The sequence below is a fragment of the Dehalococcoidia bacterium genome, from assembly GCA_030648205.1.
GTDB lineage: Bacteria > Chloroflexota > Dehalococcoidia > JAUSIH01 > JAUSIH01 > JAUSIH01.
Genome location: JAUSIH010000084.1, coordinates 18,823 through 34,766 on the forward strand (window position 1 = coordinate 18,823; position 15,944 = coordinate 34,766).

14 protein-coding genes are annotated in these 15,944 nt (G+C 65.0%); 7 read left to right on the plus strand and 7 right to left on the minus strand.

Features of this window, described 5'->3' with window-relative positions; all coding sequences use genetic code 11:
• Positions 1–128: 128 nt before the first annotated feature.
• From Q7T26_09755 to Q7T26_09765, 3 genes are all read right to left on the minus strand, one after another.
• Complete coding sequence (locus tag Q7T26_09755; protein MDO8532424.1) at positions 129–2,207, minus strand: VWA domain-containing protein; 2,079 nt, start codon at positions 2,205–2,207, stop codon at positions 129–131.
• Positions 2,208–2,420: 213 nt separating this feature from the next.
• Positions 2,421–2,804, minus strand: a complete 384-nt coding sequence (locus Q7T26_09760) for a helix-turn-helix domain-containing protein (protein MDO8532425.1) — start codon at positions 2,802–2,804, stop codon at positions 2,421–2,423.
• A 187-nt stretch (positions 2,805–2,991) separates the two neighbouring features.
• Positions 2,992–3,546 (minus strand): YceI family protein, encoded by a 555-nt coding sequence (locus Q7T26_09765; protein MDO8532426.1) that lies wholly within the window; start codon positions 3,544–3,546, stop codon positions 2,992–2,994.
• A 271-nt stretch (positions 3,547–3,817) separates the two neighbouring features.
• Here Q7T26_09765 and Q7T26_09770 point away from each other — a divergent pair, with 271 nt between their 5' ends.
• The 4 genes from Q7T26_09770 to Q7T26_09785 all read left to right on the plus strand — a co-directional run bounded on the left by Q7T26_09770 (position 3,818) and on the right by Q7T26_09785 (position 7,262).
• On the plus strand, positions 3,818–4,327 hold the full coding sequence (locus tag Q7T26_09770; GenBank protein ID MDO8532427.1) for a metallophosphoesterase family protein: 510 nt from the start codon (positions 3,818–3,820) through the stop codon (positions 4,325–4,327).
• A gap of 63 nt (positions 4,328–4,390) precedes the next feature.
• Complete coding sequence (locus Q7T26_09775; protein MDO8532428.1) at positions 4,391–5,689, plus strand: acetyl-CoA hydrolase/transferase C-terminal domain-containing protein; 1,299 nt, start codon at positions 4,391–4,393, stop codon at positions 5,687–5,689.
• Between the two features lie 56 nt (positions 5,690–5,745).
• Positions 5,746–7,053 (plus strand): acetyl-CoA hydrolase/transferase C-terminal domain-containing protein, encoded by a 1,308-nt coding sequence (locus tag Q7T26_09780; protein MDO8532429.1) that lies wholly within the window; start codon positions 5,746–5,748, stop codon positions 7,051–7,053.
• 8 nt (positions 7,054–7,061) lie between these two features.
• The gene (locus Q7T26_09785; GenBank protein ID MDO8532430.1) at positions 7,062–7,262 is read left to right on the plus strand and encodes a hypothetical protein; all 201 of its coding nucleotides are present in this window, start codon (positions 7,062–7,064) and stop codon (positions 7,260–7,262) included.
• A 75-nt stretch (positions 7,263–7,337) separates the two neighbouring features.
• On the opposite strand, the gene trxB is transcribed toward Q7T26_09785, so the two are convergent.
• Entirely contained in the window at positions 7,338–8,288 is a 951-nt protein-coding gene (gene trxB / locus Q7T26_09790; GenBank protein MDO8532431.1) for a thioredoxin-disulfide reductase, read from the minus strand.
• Between the two features lie 977 nt (positions 8,289–9,265).
• On the opposite strand from trxB, the gene Q7T26_09795 reads away from it, so the two are divergent.
• The 3 genes from Q7T26_09795 (at position 9,266) to Q7T26_09805 (ending at position 12,215) form a co-directional block, all read left to right on the plus strand.
• Positions 9,266–9,982, plus strand: a complete 717-nt coding sequence (locus Q7T26_09795) for a hypothetical protein (GenBank protein ID MDO8532432.1) — start codon at positions 9,266–9,268, stop codon at positions 9,980–9,982.
• Positions 9,983–10,045: 63 nt separating this feature from the next.
• The gene (locus Q7T26_09800) at positions 10,046–10,315 is read left to right on the plus strand and encodes a hypothetical protein (GenBank protein MDO8532433.1); all 270 of its coding nucleotides are present in this window, start codon (positions 10,046–10,048) and stop codon (positions 10,313–10,315) included.
• On the plus strand, positions 10,302–12,215 hold the full coding sequence (locus Q7T26_09805; GenBank protein MDO8532434.1) for a heme o synthase: 1,914 nt from the start codon (positions 10,302–10,304) through the stop codon (positions 12,213–12,215). Before Q7T26_09800 ends, Q7T26_09805 begins: the two co-directional genes overlap by 14 nt.
• Before the next feature lie 98 nt (positions 12,216–12,313).
• On the opposite strand, the gene Q7T26_09810 is transcribed toward Q7T26_09805, so the two are convergent.
• From Q7T26_09810 to Q7T26_09820, 3 genes are all read right to left on the minus strand, one after another.
• Positions 12,314–13,555, minus strand: a complete 1,242-nt coding sequence (locus tag Q7T26_09810; GenBank protein ID MDO8532435.1) for a CoA transferase — start codon at positions 13,553–13,555, stop codon at positions 12,314–12,316.
• A 22-nt stretch (positions 13,556–13,577) separates the two neighbouring features.
• Positions 13,578–14,786 (minus strand): CoA transferase, encoded by a 1,209-nt coding sequence (locus Q7T26_09815; protein MDO8532436.1) that lies wholly within the window; start codon positions 14,784–14,786, stop codon positions 13,578–13,580.
• Positions 14,787–14,932: 146 nt separating this feature from the next.
• The gene (locus Q7T26_09820) at positions 14,933–15,886 is read right to left on the minus strand and encodes an NAD-dependent epimerase/dehydratase family protein (protein ID MDO8532437.1); all 954 of its coding nucleotides are present in this window, start codon (positions 15,884–15,886) and stop codon (positions 14,933–14,935) included.
• Positions 15,887–15,944: the final 58 nt, after the last annotated feature.

A 15,944-nucleotide genomic window follows, 5' to 3' on the forward strand; every position in this document is an offset into this window, starting at 1 on the left:
ACCTTGCGGGGATATCAGATGTCCTCACAGATGGCGTCTCCGCGCTGAAGGACATTCGTACGCGCATGTCGGGACGGCCACGCCTTTCTCCGCATCCCACGCGTCTGACCATGCTCTCGGGCGGAACATCAGCCAATGCGTTTGCGCCTGTGAGAGAGGTAGTCCACCAGGATGTACTGCCCCAGTTTGTCGGGCGTGGTGTAAAAGGCGCGTCCCTTGTTGATGCGGGAGACCTGATTGATGAAGTCCATCAGGTAATAGCTGCTCTCCAGCATGAAGGTGTTGATGACAATCCCTTCCTGAGTGCAGCGCTTCACCTCCAGAAGGGTCTCCCGGATGGTCTCATCGCTGGGAGGATAGCTGAAGAAGGCCTCTCCGTTCTCCAGGTGCGCCGTCGGCTCGCCGTCCGTGATGAGGATGACCTGCCGGGTCTGTCCCTTGTGCCGGGCCAGGAGCTGGCGGGAGAGGATAAGGGCATGGTGGATATTGGTGCCCGGCATCCAGGCGTTCCACGTCGTCTCCGGCAGCTCTCCCTTCTTGATTTCCTGGGCGTACTCGGAAAAGCCCAGAATGTACAGGCTGTCCGTGGGAAAGGCCGTCTCAATCAGGCTATACAGGGCCAGTGCCACCCGTTTGGCGGCCTGAAAGCTCCCCGTATAGCCCATGGACCGGCTCTGGTCAAGCAGCAGGACGGTGGCGCAGCGCGTGAGGCTCTCCGCGCGGTGCACCTCGAAGTCGTCCGACTTCAGCGCCACGGGCACGCCTGGCCGCCCGCGGCGCAGGGCGTTCATCAGCGTGCGCTGGAGATGGACATCGAAGCGGTCGCCGAACTCGTACTTCTTGGTGGCCTCGTCCTTGTCGCCATAAGCGCCCAGCTTGAGGAGGCTGTGACGGCCAGCGCGCGCCTGCTTGAGCTGGACGAAGATGTCCCGCAGCGCCTTGTCCCCGATGCGGCGCATGCCTTTCGGCGTCAGCTCCAGCTTGTCGCCCTTGCGCTGGAGGTAGCCCGCCTCCTCCAGTTCCTTCGCGATTTGCTTGAGCTGGTCGAGGACCCGACGGTCATCCTCGCCGAGTTGCTCCTCCAGCTTCCGCGGGTCCACTTCATCCAGATTGCCGGAGCGCATGGCGGCCCCCATTTGCCGATCCAGGTCGTCCATCTGCTGGAGCTGGCCCATGAGCTGCATGGCCTGGTCCATCGTGACGGACTCCTCCCCGCTGAACGGGTACTGCTGCGCCAGCTCATCCAGAGGGTAGAGCCTGTCCAGCATGGACGCCATCCGCGCCATCTCCGCGCGTGTGTCCTCGTCCATCATGCCTTCCAGCATGTTCTGCAATTCCTGCCGCTGCTCCGGCGACATGCTCTTGAGAAGCGACTGGGCCTGGGCTATCTGGCGTTGCAGCCATTCCACCAGTTCGTCCAAGTCCTGGGGCGGCTCCGGCCCGAAGAACTGACCGTACTTGTTCATGAACTGCTGGAATTCCGGCTTGCCGCCGCTCAGGCGATCCCGCAGCATCTGGTTGAGCTGGCGCATCATCTCGCGCATCTGCGCCGTCTGCTCCGGCGACGTATCGCGCAGGCGCTGGGAGAGGTCTTTGAAAACGTTGTCCATCATCCGGCGCCGGAGCATGTCCATAAGCTCCTGGAACTGCCTCCGGGCCTCCGGGTCCATGAAGTCGTAGTCCTGGAGTTCCTTGATGGCGCCGGCCATGTCTTTGGGCAGGGTGTCCAGGGCCTGGAGCTTCTTCTGGGCCATGGCCTCCAGCATGCGCCGCAGTTTGTCATCCGGCGATTGCCCCGCGCCCTGCTGTCCTGGCTGGCCCTGGGCAGGCTGCTGCTCCTTGGCCGGAGCGGGCTGGTTGGACGTTCCGGAGGGGAGCTGCGCCGCGTCCAGGCGACGCTGGATGCCCTGGCGCTCCGTCCTGACTATCTGGTCTACCTTTTGGCGCAGGTCGTCCATGAGCGTATCGAGGTTGTGGCGCTGGAGGATGTCCCGCCGCCGCCGCCGCAGGCGTTTAGCGATGTCCTGGAGACCTTCAACGCGCTGGCCCGCCGGATTGCGCATGCCCTTCTGGAACAGGCGGCGCAGGGCGCGCTGCACGTCCCCGTGGGCCGTCAACTCGCTCGAGATCTCGTCAAGGACTTCGTCGGGGCGTGGCTCGAAGACCTTCTGGGTGCCGTCCCAGCGCGAGTAGCGATAGAGAGCCATGATGGTCCGCCTCCAGCTTCCGGGTTCCCACTGTAGCACAGGGCACGCACCCCCGGCAACACGCGCGGCAACTGGAAGGTAGCTTGGAGACAGAGCGTGCTGTAGCAGGGGCTGACCGAAGCATTGGCACGAGGGAAAGGTCGCTGAAACGGCAACACGGGGCCTCAGCTCCCGTCCGTGAGCTGAGGGCGAGACTGGCGTGGTCGCTGCCGCCTACACAGCCCCCACGTTCGAGGAGGTCTGACGCTCATCGTGAGTCCCGGTGTCAGCGACCTGCACATCCGCGGGCGAGACCCACCGGTCAGCCCAGATCTGGAGGGCCTCCACCACCTGCCGCAGGTCGGCGCCCTTCGCCGTCAACGAGTACTCCACCAGCACCGGACGCCGCGGAAGAACGCGCCGCTCGACGATGCCCGCCTCCTCGAGCTCCTGCAGACGCTCCGACAGAAGGCGGTCGCTCAGGCCGGGCACATAGTTCTTGATCTCGGTGAATCTGCGCGGGCCTGAGATCAGGGCGCGCAACATGAGCGCTGTCCACCGCTTCCCCAGGATATCAACAACCTTCTGGTACTTGGGACACATGTGCTGAAGGTCCATTGGCTTACTCCCACTCTCCCCAGTAAGCTCCTGTGTCTATGCTAACACAACGTTAGTCCCTTGCTCCAGATCCAAACAACGCGGACGGGCAGTTGCCGATTGAGCGCGGAGAGGCGGCCCGATAGTCATCAGACCACCTCTCCGCATGGCACACCACATCCAGCCGCAGGCGACTGGGGCGATGCCGCTACTTCTGCTTGACGAGCTCGACCTCTACGCTGACCTTGACGGTGTCGCTCACCAGCAGGCCGCCGGCCTCCAGAGGCATATTCCACTTCAGGCCGAAGTCCTTGCGGTTAAGCGTCGTCGTGGCGGTGAAGCCGGCGCGCTGATTGCCCCACGGGTCCTTGACTATGCCCGCGAACGTGACGTCGAACGGCGCCTCGCGGGTCGTGTCACGGATGGTGAGGTCGCCGACCATGCGATACTCGTCCCCGCCCCGCCGCTCCACACGGCGGCTCTTGAAGCTGATTTGCGGGAAATTCGCCGCGTCGAAAAAGTCGGGCGAGCGCAGGTGCTCATCCCGCTTGGCCTCTCCGGTGTCAACGCTGGCCGCGTCAATCGTTCCCTCGACGCTGGTGTTCTCCGGCCGGGTTTCGTCAAAACCGGCCTTTATCTGGAACTTGGCGAACCGTCCCTTGACCGTGGCGATGACCATGTGCCTGACGGCGAACTCAACGTTGGAGTGCACCGGGTCAACGACCCACGCTGTTTTAGGCTGTGGCTGAGCAGTCTGTGCCATGTGAGGAATCTCCTTCTTTCTTTGTGATGTGATAGCCGCCAGGACGTCCCCGCGGCTCCTGCCTGGAACCTTGTGACCGAAACTGGACCGTGCTTACATTCCGGACCTCCGCGTCGAACGTTCCATGCCGTCTTACGCAATATCAAGTCCTAACTCTTCATAAGTCATTATCCTAAAGTAAGAGAGTGTTGTCAAGTCCCCTCGCCTCTTGCCACCTTCGCATATCTGGCATATACTATGCGAGGCCTTTCACCCAGGGAGGCGAGCGAGCGTGCGGATCGGCCTCATCGCTGACACCCATCTCTCCCGTCCGGACGAGGAGCTGCCCCCGGCAGTGTTCCGCGCCCTGGACGGCTCAGACCTTATCCTCCACGCGGGCGATGTCTATCTTTCGAACGTGCTGGACGCGCTGGAGCGCATCGCGCCCGTGTACTGCGCCCGCGGCAACGGCGACAGGGCGCTGCGCGGCGACCCTCGCGTCAAGGAGGCGCACGTCCTGACCCTTCAGGGCAGGCGCATCGGCCTCGTCCACGGGCTGGACTACCCGGAGCCGTCGTGGAGGCCGCTGGAGCGGGCCATGCAGGCCGAGTTCGGCGGGCCGGTGGACATCCTTGTGTACGGCGACAGCCACGTGCCCGTGGTGGACTTCCACAAAGGCGTGCTGGTCGTCAATCCCGGCAGCCCCACGCTTCCCTACGGCCTCGCCAGGCCGGGCCACGTCGGCATCCTGGAATTGGTGGACGGCAGGGCGCAGGCACGGATAGTCTCTCTGGAGCAATAGCCACGTACACCAAATGGCAACCCCCCGGGCGCTTGACGCCGGAGACATGGAGGCCTCGCCTTTATGGAATGGCAAGAAGACTACAAGCGCAAGCTGGTGAGCGCGGACGAAGCGGTCCGCCAGATCGTTCCCGGAGACCGCGTTGTGTTCCAGGACGGGCCGGAGCCGGAGCGCCTGGGCCACGCCCTGGCCGCGCGTCGCGGGCAGCTCCGCAACGTCCAGGTGGTCGTGCCCTGCCCCATAATTGACTTCGGGTGGTACGACGGCGCGGCGGAAGGCGGGTTCGCCGTGCGCGCCCTGTGGGACTCGCCGCTGCTGGCGCAGAAGGGCGCAGCGCACCGTCCCAAGTTCCGGGACGCCTATGCCCGCTCCCTTCAGGTCTGGGGGCCGCCCCCCGGCGGCAACGATGTCTTCGTGACCCGTGTGGCGCCCCCGGACGAGCACGGCCTGTGCTTCCTGGGCCACTCCGTCTGGGACAAGACGGACCGCGCCGCGAAAGCCAGGCTCGTGCTGGCGGAGGTGGACCCGCGCCTGGCCCGCACCTACGGCGACAGCTTTCTGCGCGTGTCGGATGTCCACCACTTCGTAGAGGCCGACGCCGCGCGCCCCCTGCCCTCGGCGTACGCCTGTTCCGAGGCCGTGCCGGAGTACGCGCGCAAGATCGCGGGGTTCCTGCGGGAGCTTGTAGAGGACGGCGATACCATCCAGCTTGGCGCCGGCCCCACGTGCGCGGCCCTGCCGCTCGCCGGCGCGTTTGAGGGGAAGGCCGACCTGGGCGTCCACACGGAGTCGCTGGCGGGAAGCCTGCTGCGGCTGGCCCAGCAGCGCGTCGTGACGGGAGAACGCAAGACCCTTCATCGGCACAGGATCGTTGCCGCGGAGGTCGTCGGGACGGAGGCCGACCTGGCGTGGGCCGCCAACAACCCCATCGTTGAGCTTCGAAGCCTCGGCTACGTCGCCGACCCCGCGGTCATCGCGAAGCACGACCACATGCTCGCCATCAACGAGGCGACGGCCATTGACCTGACCGGCCAGATCTTCGCTTCCCACGGCGGCACGCGGAACGGCCCGGCCTGGGGCGCGGCCAACTTCGCCGTGGGCGCGCTGCTGGCGCGGGGAGGCCGCTCCGTGTTCGTCATGCCCGCCATGCGCAACGGCGCATCCAGCATCGTGGTCAATCTCGACCCGCTGGCTGAGGTCACGGTGACCCGCACCGCCGCGGACCTCGTCATCACCGAGTACGGCGTCGCCAGCCTCATCGGCAAGTCACAGCGGGAGCGCGCCACGGAGCTTATCGCGCTGGCGCACCCCGATGTCCGCGAGGAGCTGACCCGACAGGCGCGCAAGCTCTTCTGGCCGTAGCGGAATCACTCCGAACAGCTTCATCCGTTAAGTTGACGCAAAGGCAGGTGTCGCACATGGACTGGCGAGAAGAGTACAAGCGCAAGCTGGTGCCCGCGGACGAAGCCCTCAAGGCCGTCAAGAACGGAGACTTCGTCTCGTTCACCACGGGCAGGGAGTCCCAGTCGCTGGGCTACGCCCTGGCGGGCCGAGCCACGGAGCTTAAGGGCGTCCGCATCCATATTCAGACGCCGGGCCTGGACTTCGGCTGGTACGACCGCGACCCCATCTGGGAGCAGGCCTTCGAAATCAAGGTCGGGTACGTCTTCCCCAAGGGCGTCGTCCGGGAATGGATTGACGAACGCCGCGGCGACTACGTGCCCGGCCAGATCATCCCCTTCGAGGAGCGCAAAGACCTGCGTCAGATGGACGTGCTGCTCGCGGAGGTCTCCCCGCCGGACGAGCACGGCTTCTGCTCCTTTGGCGCCAGCGTGTGGAACAAGAAGGAGCAGATACGGGCCGCCAAGACCGTGATCGCGGAGGTCAATCACAACCTCATCCGCACCTACGGCGACAACTTCGTCCACGTGTCGGAGATAGACTACTTCGTGGAGTACGAGCGGACGGCGGGCTGGGGCATCAAGCCGCCCGCGCCGCCGGCGGAGTCCAAGCCCATCGCCGACCTGGTCGCCACGCTGGTGAAGGACGGCGACTGCGTGCAGGTGGGCGCGGGCTCCCTCAGCGAGTCCCTGCCGTCGTCAGGCGTGTTCAACAACCGGGCGGACCTGGGGATGCACACGGAGATGACGGCGCGGGGAATGGTCAAGCTGGTGCGGGAGGGCGTCATCAACGGCAAACGCAAGCAGATTAACGCGGGCAAAGCCGTGGCTACCGCCGTGGGAGGCTCCCGCGAGGACATGGCCTACATCAACATGAACCCTCAGTTTGAGGTGTACACCGCCGCCTACGTGGTGAACCCCAAAATCATCTGTCTGAACGACAACATGCTCTCCGTCAACAACGGCCTCATGGTGGACCTGACCGGCCAGATCACCGCCGAGGCCATCGGCCCGCGAATGTTCAGCGGCTCCGGCGGCCAGCCGGCCTTCGCCTGGGGGGCCAACATGTCACGCGGCGGCAGGTACGTCGAGGTGCTGCCCGCCACGGCGTCCGGCGGCACGATTTCGCGCATTGTGCCCCTGCTGCCGCCGGGCACGGTGGTGACCGTCCCGCGCTTTCTGGCGGACATCGTTGTCACCGAGTACGGCATGGCACACCTCAAGGGCAAGACCACCCACGAGCGTGCGGACGCGCTCATCGCCATTGCGCACCCGGACTTCCGCGACAAGCTGCGGAAAGAGGCCCAGCGCATCCTGGATATGTAGGCCCAGCCATGCAAGACTTCGCCGAAAGCGAAACGCCCGCGTTGTCGCCAGCGTCCGTCCATGACCTCTGGCGTCAGGTGGAGGCCTACGCGCGGGAGACGGGGGACATTGACCTGGACATGGTCATCGCCGCCATCGCGGCCAGCGAGGGCATGCCCGTGGAGGACGCGGAGCAGCCGTGGGCGGCGCCGCCCACGAACGATTCATAGGCGCACGAGTTTCCGGAAAAAGAGAAGCCCCCTGGCGACGCCAGGGGGCTTTCTCTTGCATCCGAACGGAGGGCTTTAGTGCGCTCCGGCCTTCGCGGCGTGCGTCTTCTCCATCACGAACTCAAACGCCCGGATAGCGGCGGTCACGCCATCCCCAACAGAGGAGGCAAGCTGGCGCACGGAGTGCCACCGGCAGTCGCCCGCGGCGAACACGCCCGGCACCTCCGTGTGCATGTTCAGGTCCACCTTTACATGGCCGGACGCGTCCAGCGGCACCACGCCCTGGAGGAACTGCGTCTGCGGATAGAACCCAATGTAGATGAAGATGCCGCCCATGGGCATCTCGGCCTTCTGGTTGGTCTTCAGGTTCTTGACCAGCAGCTTGTTGACCTGGCCGTCGCCCTTGATCTCCTCCACAGCCGAGTTCCAGATGAACTTCACCTTGGGGTTTTCATGGGCCCGCTCCTGCAGGATTTTGCTGGCGCGGAGCTGGTCCCGGCGGTGGATGACGGTGACCGAGTTGCACATCTGGGTCAGGTACAAGCCTTCGTCCAGAGCGGAGTCGCCGCCGCCGATAACGGCCACGTCCTGACCGGTGAAGAAGTTGCCGTCGCAGGTGGCGCAGTAGGAGACGCCCTTGGCCTCGAACTCCTCCTCGCCGGGCACGCCCAGCTTCTTGTGGGCGCCGCCCGTCGCCACGATGACGGCCTTGGCGCGGTAGGTATCATCCTGAGCGGTCCGCAGGGTGAAGGGCCACGTCTTGACGTCGAGCTTGACCGCCTCGTCGTAGGTGACCTCCAGCCCGAACTTGCTGGCCTGACCCTCGCAGGCCATCACCAGGTCAACCCCACGGATGCCGTCCGGGAAGCCTGGATAGTTCTCAATGATATCCGTGTTGATGATCTGCCCGCCGATGACCTCCTTCTCCAGAAGGATGGTCTTCAGCTTGGCGCGCACAGTGTACAGACCGGCGCTGAGACCGGAGACACCACCGCCAAGAATTACGACATCATAATCGCCACCCATGACTTGCAGCCTCCTTGCTTCAGATGAATTGACGAACCGTCCGACAGGTATGCCGGAACGCGAACTTTTTCAGTATACACGCTCCGCCATCTCCCCGACAAGTTTTGGGTTGTCAGTCGGGAAATGGCAGCTTGCCCTTCGATATGCTCACCATGAGCGACCACAACCAGGCAGGTACAAGGATGTAGAAGCCCTGCTCCATGAATAGCCTGTACGCCGACTCCGGGACGCCGGGTGAGGAAGAGTGCTCGCGGGCCCGCGATGGGCTGAGGCATTCGAGCAATCAGATAATCCACGACGATTATGTACAGAGATTTCTGTCCCTTCTCGGAGCGGGCGCTTGCATGGAATCTTTAGAGATTATGTTACGACGCAACACAGCACCCGTTCAACGCAGCCCTCTGGTCCGCCTACTTCCGCCGGGACGCGATATACCGAACCACCTCATCCAACCGGGTGAACCAGTCCCGCCCCATCCTGACCGCCGGTATCCGTCCCGTCCTCGCTAGCAAGCGCAGGTGAGAGTGACTCAAGCCCGAGTGAAGGGCCGCCTTTTTCAAGCTGATGAGGAGCTTCCGGTTCAGGCGTCGTCCGTGATTCCCGTACCCCTCGTCTGACCCCTCCTTTCGGGTGCCCATAGCGCGCTCCAATACCGCAGGGATGCTGTTAGCATCGAGTCCATTTTCTCGGATGCCCCCGCCAAGGAAGCCATCCCTGTTTGGTTACGCAACGTGATGTCACTATACACGGGCAATAAACGCTTTCCGCCTATCGACCACATAGAGCGCCGCGGAGAGTATACATTATTGCCCCGCTCCTTCAACGCTATACGTCACACAAATGGACGCCTTTGTCAAGCCTCGTGCGGCGGCATCGGCTCGTGTGATACCTCTGTCCAATCTGGTACAATAGTTAGCTCGTCGGGCGTTTCTCAGGAACGACAGCAATCGTAGATATATACGCCCGACAGGTGTTGTATGAATTTAGCCGTCATCGGCGGCGGGTGCTACGGGTGCCTGCACACGCGGCAGCTCCGCAAGGCCCATCTGTACGGCAAGATACGCGCCGACCGCATTCTGGTGGTGGACCGGCACGCGGACTGCCGCGCCAGCGTGGAGTTCGCCGGCGACCCCCTGGTGCACATCGTCCAGGCGGACTGGCTCACCTTCCTGTGCGACTACCTGGACCACCTGCCGCCGGACACGGACGCCCAGATCGTCCCGGCGCCCTTTGCGCCGCACCTGTTGTTCGACTGGCTCGCCGCCAGCGTCCGACGCGCCCTTCCGCGCGCCGCGGTAGCGCGCCAGCCCTGCGAACTGCGCATGGGCCTGCCCTACGAGCACACCGACCAATCCGGCAACCGCTTCCTCAGCGAGGCGGGCTGGCGATGCCCCGCCACCTGCATCGAACCTGCCATATGTCCCGCCATCAAGAAGCCGCGCGATTGGGACCTGGCGGAGCGCATCCGCCGGGCCGCGCCCGCGGCCCTGGGCGCCCACCTGACGGAGGTGTTCCTCTGCCGACACTTTGCTTACGGCGTCGGCGCTATTCCCGCGCGAGACATCGTCGCCGCGCGAGGCCGCATCCTGACGGCGGCGCAGTCCGGCTCGCCCCTCCGCGCGGTCATCGGCACCAGCTCCCACTGCCACGGCGTGGTGGGACTTCTCCAGGTGGAGCCCGCGCCGCGACCCTGAGCCAACGCTCTCAGCCGATGGACTCCCACCAGGCGGGCCACTATAATAGATGCGTTTGGAACCGTGACCCAGACGAGTGAGCTTCAGGCGGTGAATACCTTGGCCCTACCCTTCGACATATCCCGGCTGGTCTTCTGGATAGCCCTTCCCGTGCTCCTTGTCGCCCAGGGTGTGATTATTGTGGTCACACTGCGCGGGAGGGGACAAGCTGGCCAGCAAGCAATACGCGTGCGTGGTAGCACGAAACTCGAGTTCCTGTGGGCCATCATCCCCGCCCTTATGCTCGCGGCTCTGCTCGCGATGACATACGAGGCCCTGCATGCAAGCAGCTAGCCCGGCGCCAAAGGCGAGAAGCCCCTCCGGCGCCTACCCCACGCTTGTGCTGGTGAGCATCATCGCCACGTTTGTCCTGGTTGTCCTTGGCGGCGTGGTCCGGGTCACAGGCTCCGGCCTCGGATGTCCGGACTGGCCGCTCTGCCACGGCAGCGTCATCCCGCCTCTGAACCTGCCCACGCTCATTGAATACTCCCACCGTCTGGCGGCGTCCCTGGTGAGCCTGCTGGTGCTCGCGACGGCCATCGTGGCATGGACAGCGCGGCGCAATGACCGCCCAGTAGCGCTGGCGGCGAGCATCGCGTTCGCCCTTCTGGTGGCGCAGGTGGTGCTGGGGGGCGTGACCGTCCTCATGGAGCTTCCGCCGACCATCGTCACCGCCCACCTGGCCACGGCGGAGGCGCTTCTGGGCGTCCTGACTGTCCTGTACATCCTGGCCCGCCGCCATGAGATATTCGCGTCCATTGGAGCGCGGCGCCCCAGCCCCGGACTGCTGTGGATGACAGGCGCGGCGGTGCTTTCCATCTTCGCCATCATCTTCGCGGGAGCCTACGTCCGCGGCACGGGCGCCACCTTCGCCTGCGACGGGTGGCCCTTCTGCGGGCCGGAGCTTCTCCCTGAGAGCGGGCTACCCGCCATCCACATGGCCCACCGGCTCGTCGTGCTGGTGGGCGGCGTCCTTGCGATTGTCGCCTGCGTGGCGGCATGGCGCCAGCGGCGGGCCTTGCCCGGCGGCGGCCCGCTGGCCGTGGCCACGGGCGTCCTGTTCCTCCTGCAAACGCTGGCCGGCGCATGGCTGGTTTTCTCCGAATTCACGCCATTCACCCAGGCCCTCCACCTCACTCTGGCCACGGCCGTCTGGACGGGCATTGTGGCGCTGGCGGGTCTGGCGTGGTACGGGCGCCTGAGCCATGCGGAGGGCATACCCGCCGAGGCTGAGGCCAGGCATACCAATACGGTCTTGCCGGGCATCGTAGCGCTGGCGACCCTTGCGTGGTACGAGCGCCAGAGCCGTCCGGAAGGCGCGCCCGCCCTGCAGCCGCCGTTGATGGGTTACGTCAAGCTCGTCAAGCCCTGGATCATCGGCCTGCTGCTGTTCACCGCCCTGGGCGGCATGTTCCTGGCAGCCGGCGGCGCACCGCCTCTCGGCGTGGTCGTGGCCGTGCTCGTGGGCGGCGCCCTGACCGCGGGCGGCGCCAATGCCCTTAACCATTACATTGACCGTGACATTGACGGTTTGATGTACCGGACGCGCGCGCGCCCCATTCCATCCCATCGCATATCGCCGGAGCGAGCGTTCATGTTCGGGATCGCCCTGAACGTCGTGGGCTTCCTTGTCCTGGCGGTGGGCGCCAACCCGCTCAGCGCCGTCCTGGCCCTGGCCGCGTCCGGCTTCTACGTCCTGGTCTATACAAGCTGGCTCAAGCGCACTACGCCTCAAAACATCGTCATCGGAGGAGCGGCGGGCGCCATGCCCCCGCTCATCGGCTGGGCGGCGATCACGAACTCGCTGGGCCTGCCCGGCTTCTACCTCTTCGCCATCGTCTTCTTCTGGACACCCCCGCACTTCTGGGCGCTGGCCATGCTGCTGCGCGACGACTATGCCCGCGCGGGCATCCCCATGCTGCCCGTCGTCCGCTCAGAACGCGAGACGGTTTGGTCCATCCTCCTGTACACGATTGTCCTGGTGGCTGTCACCTTGCTCCTTTACAGCACCCAGGCCCTCGGCACAGTGTACCTGGCGAGCGCCCTCGTCTTCGGCGGGCTCTTCATCTGGATGGCGGTGCGCCTCCTGAAAGACAGCCAGAGGCCGCGCGTCGCCGGACTGTACAAGTACTCGCTGCTCTACCTGGCGCTGCTGTTCGTCGCCATCATCGCCGACAAGAGCATAGGGGTGTAGCGACGCCGTCGCTGCACCCGCACAGGCGGCATTAAACAGGTGCGGCCCCGCGAAGGGGGCCGCAAACGCTGCGAAGCGGGCCGGGTAGCTTCGAGGCCCTAGACGATCACTTCCTCCTCGACAAGGCCGCGCACTTCCCGCGCGCTGAGGCCCAGCACCTCGCCGAAGACGTACTCGTTATGCTCTCCTATCATCGGGCCGTGCGTGCGCATCTTCATGTCGCTCTCGGAGAACTTCCACGGCGCACCTATGACCTTGCGCGAACCGATGACCGGGTGACTGACGTTTGTAAAAGAGCCCCACGCGTTGAAGTGCGGGTCGTTGAAGATCTCCTCCGAGCTCAGGGCCGGCATGGCGGCTACGCCCACGCGCTGGAGCTTCTCCATCACCTCGTAGTGGGTGTACCCCTTCGTCCACGCGCCCAGCAGCTTGTCCAACTCCTCCTGGTTCTTCCAGCGACGGTACTGGTCATTGAACCGCGGGTCGTCCGCCCACTCCGCGTGCCCGACGGCCTGGCAGAGTGCCTTCCACTCCTCGTCGGAGTTGACGACGATGCTGACCCACTTGTCCTTCCCCTGGCATGGATAGCAGTTGTGCGGGGCCATGATGTCGTCCTTATTCCCCTCGCGGTCGCGCACGCGGCCTGTCATGAAGTAGTCCATGATAGCGTCGCCGATGAGGACGGAGGGGACATCACGGGCCGAGACGTCTATGAACTGGCCCTTGCCTGTTCGCTGCCGATAGACCAGCGCGGACATGAGGGCGAAGCACGTACCGGTTCCCACGCGCAGGTCCATGCCGTCGCGGACGTCCGTGGGCAGCAGGTCCGGGTAGCCTGTCATGTGGGAGAGCCCACTCTGCGCGCTGAAGATAGTCGCGAGGCCGGCATAGTGCTTCTGCGGGCCGAACTGCCCGGAGCTGGACGCGGACAGCACGATAATGTCCGGTCGCACCTGCCGCACCACGCTGTAGCCAATGCCCCGGCGGTCCAGGACTCCAGCGCTGAAGTTGTCTATCATCGCGTCGCACGCGCGAACGAGATTCAGGATGATGTCTTTCGCCTTGGGATGGGCCAAGTTCAGCGTGCAGCCCTTCTTGTCAAAGTTGACTTCCTGCCAGGCGGGGGTCTGGCACAGGCCTTCAGGCGGGACGGACGAGGGGTCGGTGATGGCCACGCCCTGCATGTCGGGGGTGTACAGGCGAATGTTGTCCACCCGCTTCATGCTCTCCACCTTGATGACCTCGGCGCCCATGACGCTCATCAGGTGGGTGACGAAGGGCCCCGCAAGAAACCATGTCAGGTCAAGGACTCTGACGCCGGAAAGGGGTCCTGGTGCCATATGCAAAGGCCTCCTTGGCAAGCTAGATAACGCCGGCCTCGCGGAGCTTCACAAGCTGCTCCTTGGTGTAGCCAAGCTCGCGGACATAGACGTCCTCGTTGTGCTGCCCCAGCAGGGGCGCGGGCGACCGCATCGCCCAGGGCGTCTCCGAGTGGATGTACGGGACGCCCGGGTATTTCTGCTTTCCGGCCCGTGGGTGGTCGAGTTCCGTGAAGAACTTGCGGGCCGCCAGGTGGTCGTCCTCCGCCAGGTCTTTCACCGTGGCGATGACGCCCGCGGGGATGCCCACCGCCTGTGTCTTCCGCTCAATGTCCTTCTTGGGCTGGTTGACGCTCCACTGCAAGAGCTTCTCATTGACTTCCATCGGACGCTTCAGCCGCTCGGCGTTCTCGTGGAACTTCGGCTCCTTGGTCCAGGCGGGGCCTCCCATCACCTTCTCCGTGAACAGCTCCCACCACGCCTGCGTGGACACGCGCACGACCAGGTAGCCGTCCTTCATCTTCATGTTGCTGCCGATGCGCGGCCCACGGCCGTCGCGGCTGTCTATGATGTGGCTGCTGTGTGTGTACTTGCCCAGAGCGGTCCGCGTCAGCGCCATGGTGGCCATGACGCGGGGCATGTCAATGTGCTGGCCGGGGCCGCCCATCTGGAGGCCGTAGTACGCGCCCAGCGTGGCGATGGCGCCGAACAGCCCCGCGTCGTAGTCGCTGATGAACAGGCCGGGCCGTACCGGAGGCCGGTCCGTGACGCCACCGGGGAGCAGATAGCCCTCGCCGCCGGCCATGATGGTGTTGAGAGCGTAGGCCTTGAAGTCAGCATACGGGCCCTTCTGGCCGAAGGGGCTGAGGGACGTCATGATGAGCCGCGGGTTGGCCTTCTTGAGCACATCATACGTGAGGCCCAGGGCTTTCAACTCGCCGGGCGCGTGGTCCTCCACCAGGACGTCCACCTGCTTGATGAGACGCAGGAATATCTGCTTGCCGGTGGCTGTGCGGACGTCGAGCGTGATCCCCCTCTTGCTCGTGTTGAAGTACAGGAAGAAGCCGCTGGTCTCCTGGTTGGGGATGTTGTCGGGGTAGGGTTCGCGCTGGCGGGCGTTATCGCCGGTGTCCGGCGGCTCGACTTTGAGCACGTCCGCTCCCATATCGCCGAGGAGCTTGCCACAATAGGGAGCCGCTACGAAGTGCCCCCATTCCAGCACTTTCAACCCTTCCAGAGCGCGTTCGGCCATGATGCAACCCTCCTACAACAGGCGGGATGTTCTACGAGCGACGCCCGCGCGCGGAAACACTCCGGCGCAAGCATGCGCAACTATACCAGACTCCATCTTTCCAGGCAAGAGTTCCGCTCCCGCCGCGCGTGCGCCTGGCATCCGCGTTACGGCTTCCGCACCCTGGGCGCCCCGCCGTGCGGGGTGCGAAAGTGCTCAACCGTGTTCCGGATGCCCTCGTCCAAGCCCACCCGTGGCGACCAGCCCAGCCCGGCGCGGGCCTTGCCCGCCTTCAGGTAGATGCGGAACACGTCGCCCGCGCGCGGGGCGTCATAGGCGGGCGCGCCGCCGTAGCCCGTCGCCGCCTGAAGCTGTACGAAGATGCGGTTCACCGACACGCCCGCCTCCGTTCCGATGTTGAACGCCTCGCCGTCGCCGCGCTCCAGCGCCAGCAGGTTCGCCCGCACGATGTCCGAGACGTACACAAAGTCCCGCTCCTGCTCGCCCGTCCCGAATATGACGGGCTGGACGCCCCGCAGCATCTTTTCGGTGAAGATGGCCACCACGCCGGCCTCCCCGAAGGGGTCCTGGCGCGGCCCGTACACGTTGGCGTAGCGGAGGACGGTGAAGCGGAGGCCGTAGAGCTGCCCGAAGAGACCCAGGTACTTCTCCGCCGCGAACTTGGACGTGCCGTAGGGGCTCAAGGGATGCACCGGGTGCTCCTCGTCGCAGGGCATGTAGCGCGGCTCCCCGTAGAGCGCGCCGCCCGTGGAGGCGTACACTACTTTGCGGACGCCCGTGCGGCGCGCCTGCTCGAACACGTGGATGGAGCCGAGGATGTTCACCGCCGCGTCGCGGCACGGGTCTTTCACGGACATGGCCACGCTGGCTTGCGCGGCGTGATGGTCCACATACTCCGGGCGCTCCTGGTCGAAGACCTGCGCCAGGGCCGTGGAGTCGCGGATGTCCACCTGGTAGAGGCGCGCGCGCGGGTTGACCTGCTCCCGCTTGCCCGCGGACAGGTCGTCCACCACGGCCACGTCGTGGCCGGCGGCCACGAAGCCGTCCACTATATGGGAGCCGATGAAGCCGGCGCCGCCGGTGACCAGGACTTTCGCCATCCCGCGCCTCACTCGGAAGAAGAGATTCGCAGGCAAACGAGCAGCATTATACCACGGC